This is a genomic window from Klebsiella sp. DY2415 (genome assembly GCF_026314315.1).
Classification (GTDB): Bacteria; Pseudomonadota; Gammaproteobacteria; order Enterobacterales; family Enterobacteriaceae; genus Klebsiella; species Klebsiella ornithinolytica.
In genome coordinates this window covers 4573449-4598314 of the sequence record NZ_CP111115.1, presented here as the reverse complement: position 1 = coordinate 4598314, position 24866 = coordinate 4573449, and the positions used below count along the sequence as shown (strand labels likewise).

At 59.2% G+C, this 24866-nt stretch carries 20 protein-coding genes; 7 read left to right on the top strand and 13 right to left on the bottom strand.

Annotated elements, in window-relative coordinates; all coding sequences use genetic code 11:
• Positions 1-5 precede the first annotated feature (5 nt).
• The 12 genes from OQV00_RS21870 to gspC are packed head-to-tail and all read right to left on the bottom strand — an operon-like array spanning position 6 to position 10863.
• Positions 6-746 (bottom strand): type II secretion system protein N, encoded by a 741-nt coding sequence (locus tag OQV00_RS21870; protein WP_015585125.1) that lies wholly within the window; start codon positions 744-746, stop codon positions 6-8.
• Complete coding sequence (gspM, locus tag OQV00_RS21865) at positions 736-1230, bottom strand: type II secretion system protein GspM (RefSeq protein ID WP_064357507.1); 495 nt, start codon at positions 1228-1230, stop codon at positions 736-738. The genes OQV00_RS21870 and gspM overlap by 11 nt, the downstream gene beginning before the upstream one ends.
• Positions 1223-2425, bottom strand: a complete 1203-nt coding sequence (gene gspL, locus OQV00_RS21860) for a type II secretion system protein GspL (protein ID WP_015585123.1) — start codon at positions 2423-2425, stop codon at positions 1223-1225. The genes gspM and gspL overlap by 8 nt, the downstream gene beginning before the upstream one ends.
• Positions 2412-3398, bottom strand: coding sequence for a type II secretion system minor pseudopilin GspK (gene gspK, locus OQV00_RS21855; protein WP_015585122.1), 987 nt, complete (start codon positions 3396-3398; stop codon positions 2412-2414). Before gspK ends, gspL begins: the two co-directional genes overlap by 14 nt.
• Positions 3395-3979, bottom strand: a complete 585-nt coding sequence (gspJ, locus tag OQV00_RS21850) for a type II secretion system minor pseudopilin GspJ (protein ID WP_266280714.1) — start codon at positions 3977-3979, stop codon at positions 3395-3397. Before gspJ ends, gspK begins: the two co-directional genes overlap by 4 nt.
• A gap of 11 nt (positions 3980-3990) precedes the next feature.
• On the bottom strand, positions 3991-4356 hold the full coding sequence (gspI, locus tag OQV00_RS21845; protein WP_004858044.1) for a type II secretion system minor pseudopilin GspI: 366 nt from the start codon (positions 4354-4356) through the stop codon (positions 3991-3993).
• Entirely contained in the window at positions 4353-4838 is a 486-nt protein-coding gene (gspH, locus tag OQV00_RS21840) for a type II secretion system minor pseudopilin GspH (RefSeq protein ID WP_416309824.1), read from the bottom strand. Before gspH ends, gspI begins: the two co-directional genes overlap by 4 nt.
• 32 nt (positions 4839-4870) lie before the next feature.
• Positions 4871-5293, bottom strand: coding sequence for a type II secretion system major pseudopilin GspG (gene gspG / locus OQV00_RS21835; protein ID WP_004858049.1), 423 nt, complete (start codon positions 5291-5293; stop codon positions 4871-4873).
• A gap of 20 nt (positions 5294-5313) precedes the next feature.
• Positions 5314-6528 carry a type II secretion system inner membrane protein GspF gene (gene gspF / locus OQV00_RS21830; RefSeq protein WP_048024052.1) on the bottom strand — a complete coding sequence of 405 codons (1215 nt, stop codon included), beginning with the start codon at positions 6526-6528 and terminating at the stop codon, positions 5314-5316.
• Position 6529: 1 nt separating this feature from the next.
• On the bottom strand, positions 6530-8023 hold the full coding sequence (gene gspE / locus OQV00_RS21825; protein WP_064367980.1) for a type II secretion system ATPase GspE: 1494 nt from the start codon (positions 8021-8023) through the stop codon (positions 6530-6532).
• Positions 8020-9960 carry a GspD family T2SS secretin variant PulD gene (gene pulD / locus OQV00_RS21820; RefSeq protein WP_049814748.1) on the bottom strand — a complete coding sequence of 647 codons (1941 nt, stop codon included), beginning with the start codon at positions 9958-9960 and terminating at the stop codon, positions 8020-8022. Before pulD ends, gspE begins: the two co-directional genes overlap by 4 nt.
• A gap of 42 nt (positions 9961-10002) precedes the next feature.
• A complete protein-coding gene (gspC, locus tag OQV00_RS21815) occupies positions 10003-10863 on the bottom strand; it encodes a type II secretion system protein GspC (protein ID WP_004858058.1) in 861 nt (286 codons plus the stop codon).
• A gap of 289 nt (positions 10864-11152) precedes the next feature.
• Here gspC and pulA point away from each other — a divergent pair, with 289 nt between their 5' ends.
• On the top strand, positions 11153-14434 hold the full coding sequence (gene pulA, locus OQV00_RS21810; RefSeq protein ID WP_004858060.1) for a pullulanase-type alpha-1,6-glucosidase: 3282 nt from the start codon (positions 11153-11155) through the stop codon (positions 14432-14434).
• An 88-nt stretch (positions 14435-14522) separates the two neighbouring features.
• Positions 14523-15065, top strand: coding sequence for a type II secretion system assembly factor GspB (gene gspB, locus OQV00_RS21805; protein ID WP_127673286.1), 543 nt, complete (start codon positions 14523-14525; stop codon positions 15063-15065).
• Between the two features lie 40 nt (positions 15066-15105).
• Here gspB and gspS read toward each other — a convergent pair whose 3' ends face one another.
• Entirely contained in the window at positions 15106-15480 is a 375-nt protein-coding gene (gene gspS, locus OQV00_RS21800) for a type II secretion system pilot lipoprotein GspS (RefSeq protein ID WP_032716589.1), read from the bottom strand.
• A 611-nt stretch (positions 15481-16091) separates the two neighbouring features.
• Between gspS and mrcB the strand changes: the two genes are divergently transcribed.
• From mrcB to fhuB, 5 genes are all read left to right on the top strand, one after another.
• Positions 16092-18644, top strand: coding sequence for a bifunctional glycosyl transferase/transpeptidase (gene mrcB / locus OQV00_RS21795; protein ID WP_004858069.1), 2553 nt, complete (start codon positions 16092-16094; stop codon positions 18642-18644).
• Between the two features lie 229 nt (positions 18645-18873).
• Positions 18874-21087, top strand: a complete 2214-nt coding sequence (gene fhuA / locus OQV00_RS21790; RefSeq protein WP_044348470.1) for a ferrichrome porin FhuA — start codon at positions 18874-18876, stop codon at positions 21085-21087.
• A gap of 46 nt (positions 21088-21133) precedes the next feature.
• Positions 21134-21931: a Fe3+-hydroxamate ABC transporter ATP-binding protein FhuC gene (fhuC, locus tag OQV00_RS21785; protein WP_004858074.1), complete on the top strand. Its 798-nt coding sequence runs from the start codon at positions 21134-21136 to the stop codon at positions 21929-21931.
• On the top strand, positions 21931-22821 hold the full coding sequence (fhuD, locus tag OQV00_RS21780) for a Fe(3+)-hydroxamate ABC transporter substrate-binding protein FhuD (RefSeq protein WP_004858076.1): 891 nt from the start codon (positions 21931-21933) through the stop codon (positions 22819-22821). The genes fhuC and fhuD overlap by 1 nt, the downstream gene beginning before the upstream one ends.
• Complete coding sequence (fhuB, locus tag OQV00_RS21775; protein WP_099144638.1) at positions 22818-24800, top strand: Fe(3+)-hydroxamate ABC transporter permease FhuB; 1983 nt, start codon at positions 22818-22820, stop codon at positions 24798-24800. Before fhuD ends, fhuB begins: the two co-directional genes overlap by 4 nt.
• Positions 24801-24866: the final 66 nt, after the last annotated feature.

Sequence of the window (24866 nt, the reverse complement as noted above, 5' to 3'; positions counted from 1 at the left end):
TGTGATTACCATTTTCCCTGCAGCTGCCAAGGAATGCGTCCCTGTTCATCCTGGCGCTGATGTTGGGCAACAAGCAGGGTGAGGAGGGCTGGGGTTGATTGACGTGTCTGGAGCTTGCCGCGAAAGGCGTAGCGACCATCGGGGCTCAAGGTGCCTTCGCCGGTGAGGCTGAGCTGATGAGAGTCCTGGCTGAGGGTGAGCGCCAGCGCCCCTGCCGGCGTGCAGCTAAATTTGCCGCTTACGTCGGCCAGCTCAAGGGAACCGGCCGGAGAACTTAGCTGCGCTTCCCGCCACTGCACGCGACCGCCGGACACCTGCTGGCAGCCGGTTTGGTTAAAGCGACCTTCCGACAGATTCAGGGTGATCTGGCCGCGGGCTTCGGCCGGCAGCGCCGGCGTCAGCCAGCGCCTGGCAAGGTTAGCGGGGATGGTAAAAAGGCCGTTCTGCAAGCGGAGCGTGGTCATGCCCTGTAGCGAGACGTGTCCGCGTAAGCCGTCGGGGTCGTCAAGCGTGACCCGCCAGCCGGGAAGGCCGGACGAGAAGGTCAGCGTCCAGCGAAGGTGGTCAAGGCGGACGCCGCGCCAGGCTAACTGTCGGGCCTCACCTTGCCATACGGTTCCGGTGAGCTCACCGACCCTGACGCCGTCCGGCAGGACGAAAGTCAGCAGACGGGCCGGCGCGGTCAACAGCAGCCAGAACAGATAGATCCCCGCGATCAGCAGGCCGAACGCGACTTTACGGGGCATGTGGACGCTCCAGCACCAGAGTTGTCACCGTCACCCAACCGGGTTGCGTCGGTTGAGCGCTGACGGCCAGAGAAGAGGCGAGGATCCCCTGGCGGGCGAGGGCGTCCAGCCAGGTCATCAGCGCCTGAAAAGTGCAGGCCGGCAACGTCACGTTTATCCGGGTGCCCTGCGGCTGTAGCCGGACAATCGCCAGCTCCTGGCGGGTGGCTTCACGCATGATGACCGCGGAGAGATCCTCCTTCGTCGCGGTCGCGGCCTCCGGCGTGTGGCGGGCTAGCTGCTGGAGCCGGGGCGTTTGCTGCTGCATCCAGCGCAGGGTTGCCTGCTCTCTGACCAGCATTTGTTGCCAGCGGGCTTCCCGACTGAGCCACGGCTGCCAGAGCGCGTACCAGATGATGCCCACCGCCAGCAGCAGCCCCATGCCGATTAACAGACGCTGTTCCCGACGGGTGCGCTGTTGCCATAACATAAGCCAGTTAGCCATCGTTGCCCTCCAGCGTCAGACGCCCTTCAATTCCGTCGGGGCGGGGCTTCATTTCTCCTGTACGCACGCGAAAACCGGCCTGCGCGCGGGCGGTGAACTGCTCCAGCGCCCGTGAAGAAACCGCCGAAATATCGAGCTGAAGCGCATTGCGGGCAGCATCCCAGGTCAACGCCCGCAGCTGAATCCCCGGGGTATCGGAGACCATATTTTGCAAGGTGCGAATATGGGCGACCAGCGGTGAGGTGGCGGTTGTTGCCTCCAGCTGGCGCAGGTGCTGCTGCATCTGCAGCCGCGGGTTGATAACGTTTTTATCGTTTTTGAACCAGTGGCGATAAAACGCCTGGCTGGCCTCCCGGGCCGCATCCGCCTGGCGGCTCAGGGCAAGGTGGTCAAGCACGGTATTGGTGCTCCATAGCAGCGCCAGCGCTGCCGCCGCGGCGAGCGTCGGGCGCCAGCGCCGGCCGGCCGGCTGCCAGCGACGCTTTGGCGCAAAGGCCCCCTGACGTAAACAGATCCGCCGGGCCGCCGGGTTCGCCGCCGCCAGGGCGAGCACATCCTGCGGCGCGAGCGCGCGCCAGGGGACGGAGATGGCAGGCGGCGGGGAATAGCAATCGATCGGCGGCAGCGTTTCCCAGGCCGCGAGTAATTCCGCAAGCCACGGGGTTTCTACCGCCATCCCGCGCCAGGCGTCCTGGCGAATCAGCCATTGGTCATCGGCCTGTACCGCGCTCCAGCGATCGGGGTGGCAGGGCAGCGTCAATACATCCGGCGTCAGCGCAAGAATATTGAGCCCTGGCTCGTCGCAGCGGGTGAGCCAGGCGGCCATCTTCTGCCGTGCTATTGCCGCGACGGCACAGTGCTCGCGCTGACGGTGGAGCAGGGCGAAGTGGGTCTCGTCGACGTCGGTGGCCAGCTGCTCTTCCAGTAAAAACGGCACCACCTGTTGCGGCGCTTTGCGCAGGCCCGCCGGGAGCGTGACGTGGTGGAAGGCGCAGTCGCTGGCCGGGACCAGTACCCAGGCGGGATAGCGTTGCGCCAGATCGGGGAGCGTGGAGTCAGCGCCGGTGGCGGACCACTCGCCGCAGGCTTCCCGTTGCGGGTCACCCGGGCAGGTCAGTCGCCAGGCGATGGGGCGCTCGGGGGCAGCAAGACGCACAATGAGCATCTCCCGCTGCGCTGTTTTATCGTGATTCATCGGCCACCCTATAGAGTCCATAACGCCGCTGGATAATACGGAAAGTCCGCCCCTCTTTTTGCAGGACACTCCGCTGCTGATAACGCGTGCTGCCCATGACCACGGTGAAGGCGGCCACAAACCGCTCGCTGTGAACCGTCAGCCACGGGCGGGCGGCGGCGGTATCGCTTTGCTGTAAAGCCGGCAGAGCCAGGAAAGCGGCAACGCTGTTCCAGCCGCTGCGCGGGCGATCCTGCAGCAGCTGGCGCGCCTGCTGGAGATTGACGCCGGCGGGAAAGAGCGCCATCAGCAGCGGGGCCTGGTCTGGCCTGAGCGTATTCACGTTGAGCTGCAGGGCGTCGTCCGGCAGGGCGCAAACAAAGGGCAGCAGGCGTAGATACAGCGCGGCGTCCATTCCGGCAATCAGCCGCAGTTCGCTGACGTCCTGGATCTTCTGATTCGCGGTGAGGTATCCCGGCGAGCGCGCCATGTATACCTCATCTTCGCCGCCGTTGAGGCGCGGCGCCCGGTCGCCATCGATCCAGTCGCGTAGCGCGGCGGTGAGCTGGAGCGCCCGTAGCGGCTCTGTGCCGAGGTTTTCCAGCAGGCGGGTAAAGGCGCGCGCCGGCCAGGGGATCTCTTCGCTCTCTTCGCCGCTGCCGCGGTTGATCGCATTGAGGTTAAAGCAGGCCTGGCCATCGGTGATGGTCGCGTTAATCTCGCCGTCGTTGACCGTGAAGCGGCGCCCCTCCTGCGCCCAGTTTTGCGCCAGATGAGTTTGGTTCGGAGAGTCCAGCGCATCGCGCTGGAGCAGCGCGGCGGCCATGGTTTCCGCCCCTAGCGCATACCATTTTGCCTGCAGGTTATCGAGGGTGGTGGCGGTTTGCTGATAGAGGCGCGCCGTGCGCTCGGTCATCGCGCTTGCCAGCACCATCATCAGGGCCAGGATCAGCAGCACCATCAGGAGCGCAACGCCGCGCTGTCGCTGGTTCATTGGCTGACTCCGGGCGTTATCAGAAACAGGCGCGTGATATCCCCGTAGCCGTCCAGCGTCAGGGTGACTTCGAGCCCCTGGGGCAGGCTTTGTGTGCTGTCCCAGCGCTCCTGCCAGCGGCCATTGGCATAGAAGCGCAGACGGAAGGCCTGGATGCCCTCTTGCAGGACGTCCACCGTCGGTTCGACGCCGGTGAGCGGGTCCTGCTGATCATAACTCAGCCGCTCCAGCTGCTGCTGGCGCAGGCGGTAGCTGACGTTCTGGATCTCGGAGCGCGGCAGCATCCCCAATGGATTCGGCCAGCCGTTGCGGCTGAAGGCTATCGCCCAGTCATCGCTGTGGAGCTGAAAACGTCCGGCAAAAAAGAGGCTGGCGCTCTCGCGACTGCGGCGCGGGATAATCTGATTGAAGTCGGCGGCCATCTGGCTGAAGGTGCGTTGCAGCGCCTCAACGTGCAGCGTTTTTTCCCGGGTCAGGCTATCCGCGCGGAGGACGTTTTGCATAATCGCCATCGCGGCGATGCTCAGCGCCGCCAGAATAGCCAGCGCCAGCAGCATTTCCACGAGGGTGAAGCCGTGCATCTTGCCTCTGGTCATGGCTGAGTCACGTAGGTGCGCAGGGACGCGATCGGCGTCTTATCACGCTTATCGTGACGGACCTCGACATCCAGCGCCCGCAGCTGCGGGATTTCCGTTTCCACGCCTTGCCAGCGGATATACCAGCGGCTTCCCGCCGCCTGTACCGTGGTTTCCGAGCTGCTCAGCGCCGGCCAGCGATTTTCCAGCTTCAGCTGTACCAGCTGGTTATCGGCGAGCCAGCCGGCGAGGGTTTTCTCCTCCATCCGCCCCATATGGCGGGTCTGCTGGAGAGTCGCCTGCATGACGGAGAGCCCGGCCAGGGCAAAGACCACCAGGGCGACCATGACTTCGATGAGCGTCATTCCGGATTGTGCTTTCATCGTCCATCATCCTGTCGGGCTGAGCGGATTGTGCCGCGGGCATCGACGGCGATCCCTTCGGCGCTGCCGATCTGCAGCTGAAACGGCGTGACCTCGCCGCCGGGAAACAGCAGAACATCGGGCTGTTCCCCCGGGGTCCATTGGGCATCATGCGGGAAGCTCAGGGTCAGTTTTCCCGATGCGACCTTGCCTGCGGTGGCGACGCGACCCGGCGGTAACGGCAGCCAGCGATAACCGTACCAGCTCTCCTCCGTGCCGGGATTCGCCTCAGCGTCATCGCGCGGTTGCAGCAGCATAAACTGCCAGCGATCGGGGTGAATCGAGATGCCAAAGAACTGGCCGGTCTGTAGCCCGCGTTCGCGGATAAAGCGCAGCTGCGTCTGAAAGCGCGCAAGAGTTTGTGCCGCGTCATCCTCGCGCGATGTCGGAAACGCCAGCATCACCATGCCCGCGCTGACGCCCATCAACAGCAAAATGAGCATCATTTCCAGTAACGTGAAGCCGCGCTGTCGCACTATTTTTTCCCGATATTCCAGTTGCCAATATCGTCGTTGGTGTCCGGCATTCCGTCAGGGCCAACGCTAAACACGTCGATTTGACCATGCTGTCCGGGGCTGAGCAGCTGATAGTCGTTGCCCCACGGATCCTGAGGCAGACGGCGGATATAGCCGCCCTCCGGGTAGTTACGCGCCTGCGGCTCGGCGGTCGGTCGGCTGACCAGCGCCTGCAGACCCTGTTCGCTATTGGGGTAACGACTGTTGTCCAGTTTGTACATATCCAGCGCCCCCTCCAGCGCCACCAGATCGCTGACCACCTTCTGGCGATCCGCTTTTTCTTTGTTGCCCATTAAGTTGGGCACCACCAGGCTGGCGAGAATGCCGAGGATGACAATCACCACCATAATTTCCAGTAACGTGAAGCCGCGCTGCCGTTGCATATTTTTCTCCATTAAGACAATTACATACTCATAAGGGTGTTGAGTTGCAGGATCGGTTGCAGGATCGCCAGAACGATAAACAGCACCATTCCAGCCATCGCCACCACCAGCAGAGGTTCAAACAGGCTGAGCGCCATCTGGATTTGCGCGCTCAGTTCGCGGTCCTGGTTGTCGGCGGCACGTTCGAGCATGCCGTTGAGTTCTCCGCTCTGTTCGCCGCTGGCCACCATGTAGCGCATCATCGGCGGGAAGAGGGCGGTCATTTCCAGGGCGCGATGCAGACTAATGCCTTCGCGTACCGACTCCGTGGCCGCCTCCAGCTGGCGGCGTGCCCACGCGTTGCTCAGCACTTCCGCGCTGATGCGCATCGACAGCAGCAGCGGAACGGCGCTGGCGTTCAGAATGCTTAAGGTTCGGGCATAGCGGGCGCTGTTGATGCTGCGGGCGACCCGACCGATCAGCGGCAGGCGCAGCAGCTGTTTGTGCCACAGCAGGCGCCGCGCGGGCTGACGTAGGGCGTAGTGCAGCAGCAGGCCTCCGCCGATCAGCGCCAGCAACAGCCAGGGGCCGGCGGTACGGACGAGATCGCTGAGGGCCATCAACAGGCGGGTGGAGAACGGCAGCGCCTGTTTCATATGGACAAACTGGTCGACGACTTTGGGCACCACCGTGGAGAGCAAAATGGCGATCACGCTGATAGCGACCAGCGTCAGGACGATAGGGTAGATCATCGCCTGCAGCAGACGGGCGCGCAGCTGCTGGCGCTGTTCGGTATAGTCCGCCAGCCGGTTCAGGACGCCGTCAAGATGGCCGGAGGTTTCCCCGGCGGCCACCATGGCGCAGTACAGCTGGTCGAAACAGCCCGGATAACCGCGCATGGATTCCGCCAGCGAATGGCCTTCAAGCACCTTGCCACGCACGCCCGCCATCAGGGTCTTGAGATGGGCTTTTTCGCACTGCTGCGCCACGGCATCCAGCGCTTTCTCTAGTGGGATGGCGGCCGCCACCAGCGTGGCCAGCTGGCGGGTCAGCAAGGCCAGATCGCTGGCACTGGTGCGCCGCGTCAGCAGCGATCGAGGGGAGCCCGGCGTGGCCTGCGCAACGGCGTGAATCTCCAGGAGCAGCCAGCCTTTTTCCCGCAGCAGCTGGCGGGCGTGACGGGCGGAATCGGCCTGCTGCACGCCGCGCTGGGTTTTACCGTGCTCATCGAGCGCCTGATAACGGAAGATAGCCATTTTAGTCTGCTTCTCCCGCGCGCTGTTCGGTCACTCTGACCACCTCTTGCCAACTGGTGATTCCGGCCAGCACCTTTTCCCGCCCGGCATCCCGTAGAGTGGTGTAGTCCGACCCCAGCTGCTGAATCAGCGTTAATTCATTTTCTCCCCGGTGGATGGCCATGCGCACCCGATCGTCAATCCGCAGCAGTTCATGGATCCCGGTGCGTCCGCGATAACCGGTAAAACTACACTCTGCGCAGCCGACCGCCCGCCACAGCGGCGTTCCGCGGGCGATGGCCATTTGGCCGGCGGTGTGCGCATCGGCCGGCTGCGACTGGCGGCAGTGCGGGCAAAGGCGGCGCACCAGACGCTGTGACATGACGGCCAGCAGCGAAGTGGAGAGCAAAAACGGCTCGACGCCCATATCCTGCAGACGTGAAATGGCCCCCAGCGCGCTGTTGGTATGGAGCGTGGAGAGCACCAGATGTCCGGTCAGCGAGGCCTGCACGGCGATCTGCGCCGTCTCGCCATCGCGAATTTCCCCCACCAGCACCACGTCCGGATCCTGGCGCAAAATCGCACGCAGCCCGCGGGCAAAGGTCATCTCCACTTTGGCGTTGACCTGGGTCTGGCCGATACCCTCCAGCTCATATTCGACCGGGTCCTCAATGGTCATGATATTGCGCTCCCGGGCGTCGAGCCGGCTGAGGGCGGCGTACAGGGTGGTACTTTTTCCCGACCCGGTGGGGCCGGTAACCAGAATAATGCCGTGCGGACGAGCCATCAGATCGTCGACCTGCTGCAACAGCGCGGGCGGCATCCCCAGAGTGAGCAGATCGAGGTTGACGCTGTTTTTGTCCAGCAGACGCAACACCACGCGTTCGCCGTAGCTGGAAGGCAGCGTTGAGACGCGAACATCGACGGCGCGCCCGCCAATGCGCAGCGCCATGCGCCCGTCCTGCGGAATGCGTTTCTCCGCGATGTCGAGGCTTGCCATGACCTTAATGCGTGAGATCAGCAGGGCGGCGAGACGGCGCTGTGGGCGCAGGATTTCGCGCAGGACGCCATCCACCCGAAAGCGAATTTGCAGATGGCGTTCGTAGGTTTCGATATGAATATCAGAGGCTTTTTCTTTGATGGCCTCGGTGAGCATGGCGTTAATCAGGCGAATGATTGGCGCATCGTCCTCGCTGTCCAGCAGGTCGTCGGTGTCCGGCAGCTCTTCGGCCAGGGTGTATAAATCCAGCTCGTTACCGATATCGGCCATCATGCGCCGGGCTTCTGCTGAGTCCCGCTGGTAGCTCAGCAGCAACAGCTTTTCAAACTCTTCAGCGGAGAGATGTTCAACGGCGATCGGGCCATCCGCGACCCGCCGCGCCTCCAGCAACGCCTGAGCGGACGTGCTGCGCAGGCAGCGGACCAGAGACGTCGCGCCATCGCTGAGCAGCACGATATTGTGGGCGCGGGCGTAGACAAAGGGCAGTAGCGGGCGAGCCTCGGTTGCTGGCGTCATAGTTTGCCTCCGAGGTTGAAGGCATCGATGGCGGCGCTTATCTGGCGAAAAGCCACGGTGTCCTGCTGCGGGTAGATATGCAGCCGATCGTCACTCAGCAACGCCTCGTTGTTCTCTTTGCCGCGCTGTTTAGTCTGGGCTTCGTTAAAAGCGTTGTACTGGCCCGAAGAGGCCTGACGGTAGCTATCGCGATCGCGGATGATGGTCGGGCGGATAAACAGCATCAGGTTCCGTTTGGAGACTTTCTTACTGCTGGAGCGGAAAAGGGCGCCGATAACCGGAATATCCCCGAGCAGAGGCACTTTATCCGCGGTATCGGTGACGCTTTTGTCCAGCAGTCCACCGACCACCACCGTTTCGCCGCTGCCCACCAGCACCGCATTATTCACCGTGCGGGTGTTGAAGGTGGCCCCTAAATCAGCGCTGGTGCTGGAGGCGGAGTCGGCGACGCTGGAGACCTCCTGTTCGATCTCCAGCAGCACCGAATCGCCTTCGTTGATCTGCGGTTTGACCTTGAGCTTGATACCGACGGTTTTACGTTCAACGGTGTTGAAGATGTTATCCCCGGAGGTGGTTTGCGAACCGCTGAGCACCGGGACTTCCTGGCCGACGTTAAAGGTGGCTTCCATGTTGTCGAGAGTGACGATGCTGGGGGTGGCGAGAATATCGTTTTTGCTGCTGCTGGAGAGCGCGGTCAGCAGCATCGCCCAGTTGCCCTGGTAAAACCCGGCGGCGATGCCGTTAAACGAGCTTAACGCGCTGGCAAGCGAAGTGGTGACCGTGCCGTCTTTGTTGTATTGATTGGCGCCGGCAATCACCGTCGACATCGGCAGACCGCTGTTGTTGAACTGGGTCATCCCGGCATTTTTGTTGGCCCACTGGACGCCGAGGTTGAGGCCGTCGGCGTCCTGAACTTCGGCAATGATTGCTTCCACCAGCACCTGCGGACGGCGTATATCCAGCTGGGCGATCACTCGCTCAAGATCGTTCATCACGTCCGGCGCGGCGGTGACAATCAGGGCGTTGGTCTGGCCGTGGGCCTTGATAATGATATTTTTATCCAGCGCGGCCACCGGTTTCGCGTTCTGCTTGTCGCTCTGCAGGGTGCTGCTGATGCCGGTTAACACCTCCACCAGGTCGGCGGCTTTGGCGTACTTGAGGTAGATAACTTTGGTGTTGCCCTGTACCGCCTGTTGGCGGTCGAGCTGTTTAATCATGGTGATAATTCGCTGCCGTGAATTCGGCTCGCCGCTCACCAGTACCGAATTGGTACGCTCGTCGGCGACCACGTTCGCGACCATCGAACCGGGAAGCGCAGATTTACTGGTGTCTTTGTTTAACTCGGTGACCAGTTTGACGACGTCGGCGGCGGAGGCCCAGGAGAGCGGAACCGTGACTACGCTGCGATCGCCCGCGTTATCGACGCGTTCGACAATGGTCAGCAGGCGCTTAATCACCGCCGCGCGCCCGGTCATCAGCAGCACGTTGGACGGCTCGTAGTGCACCACGCTGCCGGCCCCGGCGTTATCGTTGAGCTGGCGCAGCAGCGGCGCCAGATCGCGGGCGGCCACGTTGGTCAGCGGAACCACGCGGGTCACGACTTCATCCCCTTCGCCGGGGGCGGCATCGCTGGCGACCGGGACCGCGGCGGTTTTGGCATCTTTCGAACGTACCACTTTGAGCACGCCGTTATTCATATTGATAACGGCAAAACCATAGACATCCAGTACGCTGAGGAAAAACTGATAATATTGCTCTTCGTTGAGCATATCGTAACTACGGACGGTAATAGTGCCGCGTACGCTGGGGTCAATGATGACCGTTTTATTCAGGTTTTTACTCACGGTATTAATAAATTCCTGAATGTCGGTTCCCTTAAAGCTGGCGGAGAATTCTTCCGCGTGCAGCGGCCTGAATAACAGCGAGCTGAATATCATCAGAGTGGTGAAAATCAGGCGGAAAATCGTTGTCTTTGCCAATTATTCATCCCTCAATGCTAAATAGATATCTTGTCGCTGGCCTTCGCGTTCGACGGTTAGGGTTATTTCACTGAGCTCCGGGAGCTGTTTTAATGCCTGCTGAGCCTGTTGCCGATCGCGAAGATCAAGTCCGTTTAAAGCGACCGCCAGATCGTTTTCATGTAAACCAGATTCACGGAAAAGCGTGGGGTCTTTGCCGGGATTAAGCCGATATCCGCTGAGCTGTTGATTGACCATGACCGGGGAAATATTGAGGTAATTAAGAATATTTTGCGGCTGCTGGCGAATCTGGCTGAGTGATGAATTAAGCGCGGTGCCAGGGGCGCCAGCGGTTTTCGCCGTGGGGTCATCAGCGAGTAAAATTGCTTCATTTCTGCCCCGGTAGCTGACAATAATGCGATCGCGCAGAATGGCGATAATCCGGGCTTCATTACCCGGTGTACTGTCGCCGGTCATCAGACTAACCTGTTGATTTCCTTTTGCCATGATGACAATCGAGCGGGCCGCGTCGCTGCTGGCGAGCAGGCCGGTAATCCGCAGCTTAAGGGAAGAGATCGGGGCCTGTTCGAGGCTGCCGTCATGTGCTGATGACGGCGGTTTTTTTTCTGCGCGACCGAACAGTGTGAATACCGGTAATTCAGCTTTTGGTGCCGGGATGAGCGCGGCGATCTCCGGCGCGTCATTCATCTCAATACCTGGAGAGGAAGCAGGGAGTATCATTCGCCAGCTTAATTTTGCCAGCTGTTGGCCAATCAGTAATAAGGTGACGAGCATGGCAATATGCGGTGCGTAATGCATGTATTTTTTATTTATTAGTGTTAACTGCATCACAGAAATATATCTTTTTATTCCGTTGCTCATTTTATTTCCCTCGAGGCGATACAGTACCCCTACCTATATTGGTGGGTGGTTTTTTATATTGCGAGCTTTTATTGCGAGAAACCGGATTTGTCGTCGCGAATCATAATGAGTTTCGCGATCCGGGTCGTCATTCCCTTTTTATTTTTACTCCCCCGGCCACCTACGCCCCCCCATTAATTGTTAATGGATGATTGAACCGGAGAAAACAAAAATATCTAATTGCGACGCTTTACAGATAAACATCTTTTCTTACCTTTCATAAATTATTAAGCATATTAGGGACTATCGAATGCTCAGATATACCTGTAATGCCCTATTCCTTGGCTCGTTGATTTTACTTAGCGGCTGCGATAATAGTTCTTCATCTTCTTCCTCTGGTTCACCTGATAACCCTGGCAATCCTGATAACCAGGATGTCGTTGTTCGTTTACCCGATGTGGCGGTTCCTGGTGAGGCCGTGATGGCGACGGCGAATCAGGCCGTCATCCATCTGGTTGATATTGCCGGGATCACCGGTACCAGCCCGGCGGATTACAGCAGTAAGAACCTGTATCTCTGGAATAATGAAACCTGCGATGCTTTAAGCGCGCCGGTAGCCGACTGGAATGACGTCAGCACGACGCCGGCCGGTAGCGATAAATACGGCCCGTACTGGGTCATTCCACTGAATAAAGAGAGCGGTTGTATCAACGTCATCGTCAGAGATGGCACCAACAAGTTGATCGACAGCGACCTGCGCGTGTCCTTTGGCGACTTCACCGATCGCACGGTATCGGTGATCGCGGGTAACAGCGCGATCTATGACTCTCGCGCTGACGCCTTCCGCGCCGCTTTCGGCGTGGCGCTTGCCGAAGCGCACTGGGTTGATAAAACGACGCTGCTGTGGCCGGCTGGCGAAGACAAGCCAATCGTCCGGTTGTACTACAGCCACAGCAGCAAAGTGGCGGCCGATAGCGAAGGAAAATTTACCGACCGTTACCTGAAGCTGACGCCAACCACCATCAGCCAGCAGGTCAGCATGCGTTTCCCGCAGCTTTCAGGCTATGCGGCGTTTAAACTGCCGGATGATGCCAAAACGGATGAGTTGCTGCAGGGGGAAACGGTAGCCATTGCCGCCGCAGAGGACGGGATCCTGATTTCCGCCACCCAGGTGCAGACGGCGGGCGTACTGGATGATACCTATGCGCCGGCGGCGGAAGCGCTGAATTACGGGGCTCAGATGAGCGACGGCGGGGTCAATTTCCGTCTGTGGGCGCCCACCGCGCAGCAGGTCGATCTGGTGCTCTACAGCGCGGATAAAAAAGTGGTGGCCAGCCATCCGATGACCCGTGACAGCGCATCGGGTTCCTGGACATGGCAGGGCGGTAGCGACCTGAAAGGAGCGTTCTATCGCTACGCGCTGACGGTTTACCATCCGCAGTCGCGCCAGGTTGAACAGTATGAAGTGACTGACCCGTACTCCCATAGCTTATCCACTAACTCGGAATACAGTCAGGTCGTTGACCTCAACGACAGCGATCTTAAGCCAGAAGGCTGGGATAGTCTGACAATGCCGCATGCTCAGAAAACCAAAGCCGATCTGGCGAAAATGACGATTCATGAATCGCACATTCGCGATCTCTCCGCCTGGGATCAGACCGTTCCGGCCGAACTGCGCGGTAAATACCTTGCGCTGACCGCCGGCGACAGCAATATGGTGCAGCATCTGAAGAAGCTCTCCGCTTCAGGCGTCACGCACGTTGAGCTGCTGCCGGTCTTCGATCTGGCAACGGTCAACGAGTTCAGCGATAAAGTCGCCGATATCCAGCAGTCGTTCAGCCACCTGTGCGACGTTAACAGCGCGGTGAAGAGCAGCGAATTTGCCGGGTATTGCTCCAGCGGCTCCACCGTTGAAGAGGTGCTCAATCAGCTGAAGCAGGGCGATAGCCAGGACAATCCGCAGGTTCAGGCGCTGAACACCCTGGTGGCGCAGACCGACTCCTATAACTGGGGTTACGATCCGTTCCACTATACGGTGCCGGAAGGTTCGTACGCGACCAATCCGGAAGGGACGACGCGCATCAAAGAGTTTCGCACCATGATTCAGACGATCAAGCAGGATCTGGGCATGAACGTCATTATGGATGTCGTGTACAACCATACTAATGCCGCCGGACCAACTGACCGTACGTCGGTGCTGGATAAAATAGTGCCCTGGTACTATCAGCGTCTGAATGAAAGCACCGGCAGCGTTGAGTCAGCCACCTGTTGTTCGGATTCAGCGCCTGAGCATCGGATGTTTGCGAAGCTTATTGCCGATTCGCTGGCGGTGTGGACCACGGATTATAAAATCGATGGTTTCCGCTTCGACCTGATGGGCTATCACCCGAAAGCGCAAATTCTTTCGGCGTGGGATCGCATTAAGGCTCTGAACCCGGATATCTACTTCTTCGGCGAAGGCTGGGACTCTAACCAGAGCGATCGCTTTGAAATTGCCTCGCAGATCAACCTGAAAGGCACCGGCATCGGTACGTTCTCCGATCGTCTGCGCGACGCCGTCCGCGGCGGCGGCCCGTTCGATTCCGGCGATGCGCTGCGTGAAAACCAGGGGGTTGGCAGCGGCGCGGGCGTGTTGCCCAACGAGCTGACCCGTCTGAACGATGACCAGGTTCATCACCTGGCCGACCTGACTCGTCTGGGGATGGCCGGTAACCTTGCCGATTTTATCCTGATCGATAAAGACGGCGCGGTGAAGAAAGGCAGCGAAATTGACTATAACGGCGCACCTGGCGGCTATGCCGCTGACCCGACGGAAGTCGTCAACTATGTTTCGAAGCACGACAACCAGACGCTGTGGGACATGATTACCTACAAAGCCGCGCAGCAGGCTGACCTGAATACGCGCGTGCGGATGCAGGCGGTGTCGCTGGCGACGGTGATGCTGGGGCAGGGGATTGCTTTCGACCAGCAGGGTTCTGAACTGCTGCGCTCGAAATCCTTTACCCGCGACTCCTACGACTCCGGCGACTGGTTTAACCGCGTGGACTATGCCATGCAGGACAATAACTTTAATGTCGGGATGCCGCGCATCAGCGATGACGGCAGCAACTATGAGGTGATTTCTCGCGTTAAAGAGATGGTTGCCACGCCTGGCGAAGCGGAGCTGAAGCAGATGACCGCATTCTACCAGGAGCTGACCGGGCTGCGTAAATCCTCCCCGCTGTTCACCTTAGGCGACGGCAGCGCGGTGATGAAGCGCGTGGATTTCCGTAATACCGGGCCAGATCAGCAGGCCGGTCTGCTGATCATGACCATCGATGATGGCGTGCAGGCAGGGGCGAGTCTCGATAGCCGGGTTGATGGGCTGGTGGTGGCGATCAACGCCGCATCCGAGAGCCGGACCCTCAATGATTTCATCGGCGACAATCTGCAGCTGAGCACCATCCAGCAGGCTGCCGGTGACGGATCGCTGGCGAGCGGCGTGGAGATTGCGGCCAATGGCGCGATTACCCTGCCAGCCTGGTCCGTGGCGGTACTGGAAAAACCTCAGGGCGATGCCCAGGGGACGGGGCTGCCGGTGAGCAGTAAGTAACGCCGGGGCTTTTGCCGCTCCCTGAGAAGGGGGCCTGATAGCCCGGCAGACATTGCCGGGCTATTGTTTTATGGGGAAAGGAGAGAGCGTGATCGTTTCTGATGACAAAGCGTGCCGTTTGCCCGTGTCAATTGCGCATGAGGGCGAACCGCCGGTGGTGGTTGGACGCATGGTGCAGGTGCCGTATCCGATTGTGCCACTCTATGCCGCGCTGCTGATTGCCCTCGGCTGGTTTGCGGGCGAGCAGTGGCGCAATCCCCCTGTAACATCAGCATTGGTTGTGCCGGCGGCGCATGCGGCACTGGTGCCAATGGCTTCCTCGGCGCAAAAAAAGGTTAAGCCGGTCGCCGCCCCGGAACCTGAGAAAGCGAAACCCGAGGCTATCGTCGATGACGATAATCTGCCGGCGCTGCGCTATAGCGCGCATGTCTACGCGTCCTCGGCGGAGAAACGCAGCATCGTGTTAAATGGTCAGTCCTGGAAAGAGGGGGAGTCGCCGCTGCCGAATCTGGTGATTGAGCAAATTCAGCAGGATGTCACGCTATTCAGTTTTAACGGTAAGACATTTACCCTTGCGGCTCTCGACGACTGGCCGGGAGGCATTATTGAAGATAGCCCTCAAGGGGAATAAAGCGGTGCGAAATAATAAACGGCAGAGCTATTTCGTCATTTTATTGACTGCGTAAGCTATCAATAAAGGGCGCCAGCTGGCGATTAAACTGGCTGCATTTGGTGGTTTCCGGCGTACTGTCCTGCTGCAGTTGCTGATACATTTGCGTGCTGCGCTGGTTGAGCGTGGCGTAATCAATATTACTCCATCCTCTCTTTTTGCCAACATTCCATGCCGCGCGGTCGATAGCGTCATCGGAAGGAAGATCGCTACGGCTGCATTTATTTTTCAGATAACGCGCGCCGGCGGCCACGGAAGAGAGCTGTTCCAGCTGCGCTTCGTTGCTGATGGCGGGGCTGAGCGTAGACGAACGGTTCTGCTGGCAACCCGCGAGAACGGCAATCATGAGCAGCGGAAATATAACGGAAGTTCGCATAATATATTAAAGGGATCGGGTTAACTGAAGGACAGTTTAACAAATATTTTCATGCTGTCATCAGGAAATATTATTATAGATATTTGTTAAGGCGCTCCCGTTTTTATCGTCAAATGGCTTAATGTTTCTCTTTACTTCTTGCCAGAATATTTCTTGTCACACTCAGAATATAATATTCAATCCGCGCTGAGGTTTTTGTTTTTTATCGTGGCAGAGGTCCTCAGACAGACCGCTGAGACGATGAACGGCGGAGAATATTTTTTATGTTATTAAAAAACATAATATTTTCGCTTTTGTTACGTCGTGAGGGAGTAAAATGCTGGTTAAGCCTGTCCCGGTTTAGTGCTATCCTGTGTCACCTGGACTATTTGTGCTATGTCCCAAAATTCTCGTCAGGCGATGCGTATAACATGATGATTTATATTATGAATTCTCCAGGAGTACATAAACATACATCATGACCGCGCCCTGAGACGCGAAGTGCTGTGATACCGAGGTCGTGGCCTGCGGGTTGAGACCTCCGGGCGTGAATTTGAGAGATATCTTCTTCCTCTTTCAAGAGGAAGTATTGAGAATCAGGCTTTTACGCCTGAAAGTTGCGGAGAAAAAGCATGGCGGGAGATGACCGCGAGCCTATCGGACGTAAGGGAAAGCCCTCGCGTCCGGCAAAACAAAAAGTGACTCGTCGTCGGGTCCGGGATGAGGACTACGACGATGATTACGACGATGATGATTATGAGGATCAAGAGCCGATGCCGAAGAAAGCAAAAGGCAAAGGTAACAAGCCTCGCCGTAAACGTACCTGGCTATGGCTACTGTTCAAGCTAGGGATCGTGGTCGCGGTGCTGGTTGCCGCTTACGGTGTCTATCTCGATCAGAAAATCCGTAGCCGTATCGACGGCAAAGTCTGGGAGCTTCCGGCGGCGGTCTATGGCCGGATGGTTAACCTCGAACCGGATATGCAGATCAGCAAAAATGAGATGGTGCGTCTGCTGAATGCCACGCAGTACCGCCAGGTCAGCGCGATGACGCGTCCGGGCGAGTACACCGTGCAGGCCAACAGCATTGAGATGATCCGTCGTCCGTTTGATTTCCCTGATAGTAAAGAAGGGCAGGTGCGTGCACGTCTGACCTTTGACGGCGATCATCTGGAAACGATTGAGAATATGGAGAACAACCGCCAGTTCGGCTTCTTCCGTCTCGATCCGCGGCTGATCACGATGCTGCAGTCGGCAAATGGCGAACAGCGTCTGTTTGTCAAGCGCAGCGGTTTCCCGGACCTGCTGGTGGATACGCTGCTGGCGACCGAAGACCGTCACTTCTATGAACACGACGGGATCAGCCTGTACTCGATTGGTCGTGCGGTGCTGGCGAACCTGACGGCCGGGCGCACGGTGCAAGGGGCCAGTACGCTGACCCAGCAGCTGGTGAAAAACCTGTTCCTTTCCAGCGAGCGTTCTTACTGGCGTAAAGCGAACGAAGCCTATATGGCGCTGATCGTTGATGCGCGTTACAGCAAGGATCGTATCCTTGAGCTGTATATGAACGAGGTATACCTCGGTCAGAGCGGCGACAACGAAATTCGCGGCTTCCCGCTGGCGAGCCTCTATTACTTTGGCCGCCCGGTCGAAGAACTCAGCCTCGACCAGCAGGCGCTGCTGGTCGGGATGGTGAAAGGGGCATCGATTTACAACCCGTGGCGTAATCCGAAGCTGGCGCTGGAACGACGCAACCTGGTGCTGCGTCTGCTGCAGCAGCAGAACGTGATCGATCAGGAGCTGTATGACATGCTGAGCGCGCGTCCGCTGGGCGTGCAGCCGCGCGGCGGCGTGATCTCTCCACAGCCGGCATTTATGCAGATGGTTCGTCAGGAGCTGCAGGCGAAACTGGGCGATAAGGTGAAAGATCTCTCCGGCGTGAAGATCTTTACTACCTTTGACTCCGTTGCGCAGGATGCGGCAGAAAAAGCGGCGACCGACGGCATTCCGGCCTTGAAGAAACAGCGTAAGCTGCCGGATCTGGAAACCGCGATGGTGGTCGTTGACCGCTTTACGGGCGAAGTGCGGGCGATGGTCGGCGGTGCGGAACCGCAGTTTGCCGGTTACAACCGCGCGATGCAGGCCCGCCGTTCAATCGGTTCTCTGGCGAAGCCAGCGACCTATCTGACGGCGCTGAGCTTGCCGAACCAGTATCGCCTGAACACCTCGATTGCCGATGCACCGATCTCCATCCGTCTGCCAAACGGTCAGACCTGGTCCCCGCAGAACGACGATCGTCGCTTTAGTGGTCAGGTGATGCTGGTGGATGCGTTGACGCGCTCGATGAACGTGCCGACCGTTAACCTCGGGATGGCGCTGGGCCTGCCGGCGATAACCGACACCTGGGTCAAACTGGGCGTGCCGAAAGATCAGCTGCACCCGGTACCGGCGATGATTCTCGGGGCGTTGAACCTGACGCCGATAGAAGTCGCGCAGGCGTTCCAGACCATCGCCAGCGGCGGTAACCGCGCGACGCTTTCGGCGCTGCGTTCGGTCATCGCCGAAGATGGTACCGTGCTGTATCAGAGCTATCCGCAGGCAGAGCGTGCGGTGCCGGCGCAGGCGGCGTACATGACGCTGTGGACCATGCAGCAGGTTGTGCAGCGCGGTACCGGCCGTCAGCTTGGCGCGAAGTATCCGGGCCTTCATCTGGCAGGGAAAACCGGGACCACCAACAATAACGTCGATACCTGGTTTGCCGGTATTGACGGCGGTCAGGTGACCATTACCTGGGTGGGTCGCGATAACAACCAGCCGACGAAACTCTACGGTGCCAGCGGCGCCATGTCTATTTACCAGCGCTATCTGGCTAACCAGACGCCGACGCCGCTGGTGTTGACGGCACCGGAAGACGTGGTGGATATGGGCGTGGACAGCAATGGCAACTTCGTGTGTAGCGGGGGGATGCGTTCGCTTCCGGTCTGGACAACCACGCCGGATGCGCTGTGTCGCCAGGGCGAGCAGATGCAACAGCAGCAGCTGGAGCAGCAGCAGCAGAACAATCCGTTCAATCAGTCCGGACAGCAGCAGCCGGCGCAACAACAGCAGCAACAGCAACAGCCCGCGAAGCAGGAAAAGAGCGATGGCGTAGCAGGCTGGATTAAGGATATGTTCGGCGGTAACTGATCGTCGTCACCAGGCCCTCTGATACAGATGTATCAGAGGGCTTTTTTATTTCTGCACATTACTTAACAGTCACTTAACCCCACAATAACTGCCTGGTTATTATTTCATCCTTCAGTCTTCAGCGCGGGGCATACCACTTGCCTTGTATTCTGCCTTTCGCCTATTATGTCAACGGTCATAATAATAATTCTCGTTTACGTTATCATTCACTTTCATCAGAGATATACCCATGGCGCGTCCAAAAACTGCTCAGCCAAATCACTCGCTGCGTAAAATCGCAGTCGTAGTAGCCACGGCGGTTAGCGGCATGTCTGTCTATGCGCAGGCAGCAGTTGAACCGAAACAAGAAGAAACCATCACCGTTATCGCGGCACCTGCCGCGCAAGAGAGTGCCTGGGGCCCGTCGCCCACGATCGCGGCGAAACATTCGGCAACTGCGACCAAAACCGATACCCCGATTGAAAAAACACCGCAGTCTGTCTCCGTCGTCACCCGTGCCGAGATGGACATGAAGCAGCCGACGACGGTGAAAGAGGCGCTGTCCTATACGCCGAGCGTCTTCTCCACCCGCGGCAGCTCTACCACCTATGATGTGGTGACCATTCGCGGCTTCACGACCTCCACAACGGTCAATACCAACCAGTATCTGGACGGCATGAAGCTGCAGGGGAATAACTATTCAGAAGTGTCGATGGACCCTTACTTCCTTGAACGTGTGGAAGTGATGCGTGGGCCAACATCGGTGCTGTACGGCAACAGCAACCCTGGCGGCATCGTCAGTATGGTGAGCAAGCGTCCGACGACCGAACCGCTGAAAGAAATTCAGTTCAAAATGGGTACCGATAATCTGTGGCAGACCGGTTTTGACTTCAGTGATGCCATCGATGATAACGGCGTATGGTCGTATCGACTGACCGGTTTAGGCCGCAGTCAGGATGCGCAGCAGCAGATGGCGAAATCGACTCGCTACGCGGTCGCGCCCTCCTTCAGCTGGCGTCCGGATGATAAAACCGACTTCACTTTCCTGAGCAACTTCCAGAACGATCCGTATGCCGGTTACTACGGCTGGCTGCCTCGCGAAGGGACCGTGGTGCCGTATTACGATGCCAACGGCAATGCCCATAAGCTGCCGACTGATTACAACGAAGGCGAGCCGGATAACAAGATGTCCCGCCGTCAGCAGATGGTCGGCTACAGCTTCTCGCATCAGTTCGATGACACCTTCACGGTGCGTCAGAACCTGCGCTATACCGACGTGAAGACGCTGTATCGCTCCGTTTACGGTAACGGCTATTCGGCTCCGGGCCAAATCAACCGCGCCTATGTGCGTTCTGATGAACATCTCAATACGTTCACCGTTGATACGCAGCTGCAGTCTGATTTTGCCACCGGCGCGGTTAACCATACGTTGCTGACCGGCGTTGATTATTCGCGCATGCGTAACGATGTGAATGCGGAATACGGTTCTGCCGATTCAATCAGCATGAGCAATCCGCAATACGGTGATGCGAACGTCAACGTGAACTTCCCCTACGCGGTGCTGAACCGCATGGAGCAGACCGGCCTGTATGCTCAGGACCAGATGGAGTGGGACAAATGGGTGATGACGCTGGGCGGCCGCTATGATTACGCCATGGCTTCGACCCTGACGCGCTCTTCTAACGATCTCGCGGAAAACCACGATCAGCAGTTTACCTGGCGTGGTGGTATTAACTATCTGTTCGATAACGGCATCTCTCCGTACTTCAGCTATAGCCAGTCCTTCGAACCGGTTTCCGGCTCTTCCCGCGAAGGCAAGCCGTTCGATCCTTCTCGCGGCGAGCAGTATGAAGCGGGCGTGAAATACGTCCCGAAAGATATGCCGGTGGTGGTGACCGCGGCAGTCTATCAGCTGACCAAAGACAAAAACCTGACCGCGGATCCCAACGATCCGTACGGAATTTATAGCATTCAAACAGGTGAAATTCGCTCACGCGGCTTTGAGCTGGAAGCAAAAGCAGCGGTCAATGCCAATATCAACCTGACGGCGGCCTATAGCTATACCGATGCGGAGTACACCGAAGACACCGTATTCAAAGGCAAACGTCCGGCGGAAGTTCCGCGCAACATGGCGTCGCTGTGGGCGGATTATACCTTCCACGAGAGCGCGCTGAGCGGTCTGACGGTCGGGGCCGGGGCGCGTTATATCGGCTCGACGGTGAGCTACTACAAAAATGATACCGACACCGGGAAGAAAAACGACTCCTTCAACGTGGCCGGCTATGCATTGATGGATGCCACGGTGAAATACGATCTGGCGCGTTTTGGTCTGCCAGGATCGTCTGTGGGGATCAACGTGAACAACCTGTTCGATCGTGAGTACGTATCCAGCTGCTACAGCGAATACGCGTGCTACTGGGGCGCAGGACGTCAGGTTATTGCGACCGGAACCTTCCGCTTCTAATCACTTACCGGGCGCGGTTCGCCGCGCCGTTCACCAGGTCGCCGCTATGCAGGAAAACTCTCCGCACTCTGATACCACGTTTTCGTTGAATCGCGTTACCTTTCGCGTACCTGGCCGTACGCTGCTGCATCCTCTCTCCTTAACTTTCCCGGCGGGAAAAGTGACGGGGCTGATTGGCCATAATGGCTCCGGCAAATCCACACTGCTGAAAATGCTCGGCCGTCATCAGCCGCCGTCGGAAGGCGATGTGCTGCTGGACGGGCAGCCTCTGGACAGCTGGAGCAGCAAGGCCTTTGCCCGTAAAGTGGCCTATCTGCCGCAGCAGCTGCCGCCGGCGGAAGGGATGACCGTGCGCGAGCTGGTGGCCATCGGCCGCTATCCGTGGCACGGCGCGCTGGGGCGTTTCGGTGCCGCCGACCGGGAAAAAGTTGAAGAGGCGATTGCGTTGGTCGGCCTTAAGCCGCTGGCGCACCGGCTGGTTGACAGCCTGTCAGGCGGTGAGCGCCAGCGGGCGTGGATTGCCATGCTGGTGGCGCAGGACAGCCGCTGTTTATTGCTGGATGAACCTACCTCGGCGCTGGATATTGCCCATCAGGTGGATGTCCTGGCGCTGGTGCATCGTTTGAGTCAACAGCGCGGGTTAACGGTGATCGCCGTTCTGCACGATATCAACATGGCTGCCCGTTACTGTGATTATCTGGTCGCGTTACGTGGTGGGGAGATGATTGCTCAGGGCACGCCCGCGCAGCTGATGCGCAGCGAAACGCTGGAGCAAATTTACGGTATTCCGATGGGTATTCTGCCGCATCCGGCGGGTAGCGCGCCGGTAAGCTTTGTCTATTGATGGAAAAGACCCCTTTCATTACCCGTCGCCGTCTGCTGGCGGCGATGGCCCTGTCGCCCCTGCTGTGGCAGATGCGCGGCGCCCAGGCCGCAAGCTTCGATCCGCAGCGTATTGTGGCGCTGGAGTGGCTGCCGGCAGAACTCCTGCTGGCGCTTGGCGTGACGCCCTACGGCGTGGCCGATATCCCGAACTATAACCTGTGGGTGAATGAACCGGCGCTGCCTTCCTCGGTGATTGATGTCGGGCTGCGTACGGAGCCGAATCTTGAGCTGCTGACGCAGATGAAACCGTCGTTTATCGTCTGGTCGGCCGGATATGGGCCGTCGCCAGAGAAGCTGGCGCGCATTGCCCCGGGGCGGGGATTCACCTTCAGCGACGGTAAACGACCGCTGCAGATGGCGCAGCAATCTCTCAACGAGATGGCCGAGCTGATTGGCCGGCAGCAGGCGGCGAAGCGCCATCTGGCGGAATTTGACGCGCTGATGGAGAATCTGCGCCCGCGTTTCGCCCGCCGTGGCGATCGTCCGCTGCTGATGATCACCTTGCTCGATCCCCGCCATGTCCTGGTTTTCGGCAATAATTGTCTGTTTCAGGAGGTGCTCGATCGCCTGGGGATTAAAAATGCCTGGCGCGGTGAAACCGCCTTCTGGGGCAGCGTCAGCGTGGGAATCGATCGACTGGCCGCCTACAAAGAGACCGATGTTATCTGCTTCGACCACGGTAATCGTGCCGAAATGAGCCAACTGATGAGTACGCCGCTCTGGCAGGCGATGCCGTTTGTCCGCGAAGGGCGCTTCCAGCGCGTGCCGGCTGTCTGGTTCTACGGTGCGACGCTGTCGGCAATGCATTTTGCCCGCGTGCTGGCGGATGTCCAGGGAGGTGAGGCATGAGATCGCGACTGTCTCCTCTGGCGGCACTGCTGCTGACGGTGCTGGCGATGACCGCATTTGCGCTCAGCTTCTTGAATCTCCAGGCGGCGTTGCCGCAGCACGAGTGGCGCCAGGCGCTGTGGCAGCCGGATATCGACAATATCGCTCAGATGTTGTTCCACTACAGCCTGCTGCCGAGACTGGCGGTGTCGCTGCTGGTTGGCGCGGGGCTCGGACTGGTGGGCGTGCTGTTCCAGCAGGTGCTGCGCAACCCGCTGGCGGAACCGACCACCCTCGGGGTCGCGACCGGCGCTCAGCTGGGGATGACGGTGACGACGCTGTGGGCGATTCCTGGCGTACTGGCGTCGCAATTCGCCGCACTGGCGGGGGCCTGTCTTGTCGGGGCGCTGGTTTTCGGCGTCTCGTGGGGAAAACGGCTGTCGCCGGTAACCCTGATTCTTGCCGGTCTGGTGGTCAGTCTGTACTGCGGGGCGCTGAACCAGCTGATGGTTATTTTCCATCACGATCAGCTGCAAAGTATGTTCCTGTGGAGCACCGGTACGCTGACGCAAACCGACTGGAGCGTGGTGCAACGGCTGTGGCCGCAGCTGCTCGGCGGCCTCATGTTAACGTTGCTGCTGCTGCGTCCCCTCACGCTGATGGGGCTGGATGATGGCGTGGCGCGTAATCTCGGACTGGCGCTCTCTCTGGCGCGTCTGGCCACGCTGACGCTGGCGATCGTTATCAGCGCGTTGCTGGTGAATGCGGTGGGGATTATCGGTTTTATCGGCCTGTTTTCGCCGCTGCTGGCGAAAATGCTCGGCGCGCGTCGTCTGCTGTCGCGTCTGCTGCTGGCGGCGGTGATTGGCGCGCTGATTCTCTGGCTGTCAGACCAGATCATTCTGTGGCTGACCCGGGTATGGCGGGAAGTGTCCACCGGTTCCGTGACGGCGCTGATCGGCGCGCCGCTGCTGCTGTGGCTGCTGCCGCGCTTGCGCAGCATCAGTGCGCCGGTGATGAATGCCGGCGATAAAGTGCTGGTGGAACGGCAAAACGTACGGGGATTTGCGTTTGGCGGTTTGCTGATCCTGCTGCTGGCGCTCCTCGTCGCCCTGGCCTTTGGGCGGGATGCGCAGAGCTGGCACTGGGCGAGCGGCACGCTGCTGGATCAACTGATGCCGTGGCGCTGGCCGCGGGTGTTCGCCGCGCTGTTCGCCGGGGTGATGCTGGCGGTCGCGGGGTGTATTATCCAGCGCCTGACCGGTAACCCGATGGCCAGCCCGGAAGTGCTGGGCATCAGCTCCGGCGCAGCTTTTGGTATTGTCCTGATGCTGTTTTTCGTTCCCGGCAACGCTTTCGGCTGGCTGCTGCCGGCCGGTAGCCTGGGGGCGGCGGCGACGCTGCTGGTGATCCTGGTGGCTGCCGGGCGCGGCGGTTTCTCGCCGCACCGGATGCTGCTGGCGGGGATGGCGCTCAGCACCGCCTTCACTATGCTGTTGATGATGCTGCAGGCCAGCGGCGATCCGCGCATGGCGCAGATTCTGACGTGGATTTCCGGCTCGACTTACGGCGCCACGCCGGAGATGGTCGTTCGGAGCGGGGTGGCGATGGTGCTGCTGCTGATTCTGGTGCCGCTGTGTCGGCGCTGGCTGACGATTCTGCCGCTGGGTGGTGAAGCCGCACGCGCGGTAGGTATCGCGCTGACGCCGTCGCGGGTCGCTCTGCTGCTGCTGGCCGCTGGCCTGACGGCGGCCGCCACGCTGACTATCGGCCCGCTGAGTTTTGTTGGCCTGATGGCGCCGCATATTGCGCGCATGATGGGATTCCGCCGGACGATGCCGCAGATGGTGATGGCCGGGTTGATCGGCGGGTTGCTGCTGGTCTTTGCCGACTGGTGCGGGCGAATGATGATGTTCCCGTATCAGATCCCCGCAGGTCTGCTGTCGACCTTTATCGGCGCGCCGTACTTTATTTATCTGCTGAGGAAACAGAGCCGATAATTTTCCCCGGTGGCGCTTCGCTTACCGGGGCGACAAAAACACAGGCCGGGCAAGCTTGCGCTGCCC

Bases quoted from the DNA above. Each gene is read 5' to 3' on its own strand.
- OQV00_RS21870 (WP_015585125.1), bottom strand. From the start codon at position 746: ATGCCCCGTAAAGTCGCGTTCGGCCTGCTGATCGCGGGGATCTATCTG.
- gspM (WP_064357507.1), bottom strand. From the start codon at position 1,230: ATGGCTAACTGGCTTATGTTATGGCAACAGCGCACCCGTCGGGAACAG.
- gspL (WP_015585123.1), bottom strand. From the start codon at position 2,425: ATGAATCACGATAAAACAGCGCAGCGGGAGATGCTCATTGTGCGTCTT.
- gspK (WP_015585122.1), bottom strand. From the start codon at position 3,398: ATGAACCAGCGACAGCGCGGCGTTGCGCTCCTGATGGTGCTGCTGATC.
- gspJ (WP_266280714.1), bottom strand. From the start codon at position 3,979: ATGCACGGCTTCACCCTCGTGGAAATGCTGCTGGCGCTGGCTATTCTG.
- gspI (WP_004858044.1), bottom strand. From the start codon at position 4,356: ATGAAAGCACAATCCGGAATGACGCTCATCGAAGTCATGGTCGCCCTG.
- gspH (WP_416309824.1), bottom strand. From the start codon at position 4,838: ATGCTCATTTTGCTGTTGATGGGCGTCAGCGCGGGCATGGTGATGCTG.
- gspG (WP_004858049.1), bottom strand. From the start codon at position 5,293: ATGCAACGGCAGCGCGGCTTCACGTTACTGGAAATTATGGTGGTGATT.
- gspF (WP_048024052.1), bottom strand. From the start codon at position 6,528: ATGGCTATCTTCCGTTATCAGGCGCTCGATGAGCACGGTAAAACCCAG.
- gspE (WP_064367980.1), bottom strand. From the start codon at position 8,023: ATGACGCCAGCAACCGAGGCTCGCCCGCTACTGCCCTTTGTCTACGCC.
- pulD (WP_049814748.1), bottom strand. From the start codon at position 9,960: ATGATATTCAGCTCGCTGTTATTCAGGCCGCTGCACGCGGAAGAATTC.
- gspC (WP_004858058.1), bottom strand. From the start codon at position 10,863: ATGAGCAACGGAATAAAAAGATATATTTCTGTGATGCAGTTAACACTA.
- pulA (WP_004858060.1), top strand. From the start codon at position 11,153: ATGCTCAGATATACCTGTAATGCCCTATTCCTTGGCTCGTTGATTTTA.
- gspS (WP_032716589.1), bottom strand. From the start codon at position 15,480: ATGCGAACTTCCGTTATATTTCCGCTGCTCATGATTGCCGTTCTCGCG.
- mrcB (WP_004858069.1), top strand. From the start codon at position 16,092: ATGGCGGGAGATGACCGCGAGCCTATCGGACGTAAGGGAAAGCCCTCG.
- fhuA (WP_044348470.1), top strand. From the start codon at position 18,874: ATGGCGCGTCCAAAAACTGCTCAGCCAAATCACTCGCTGCGTAAAATC.
- fhuC (WP_004858074.1), top strand. From the start codon at position 21,134: ATGCAGGAAAACTCTCCGCACTCTGATACCACGTTTTCGTTGAATCGC.
- fhuD (WP_004858076.1), top strand. From the start codon at position 21,931: ATGGAAAAGACCCCTTTCATTACCCGTCGCCGTCTGCTGGCGGCGATG.
- fhuB (WP_099144638.1), top strand. From the start codon at position 22,818: ATGAGATCGCGACTGTCTCCTCTGGCGGCACTGCTGCTGACGGTGCTG.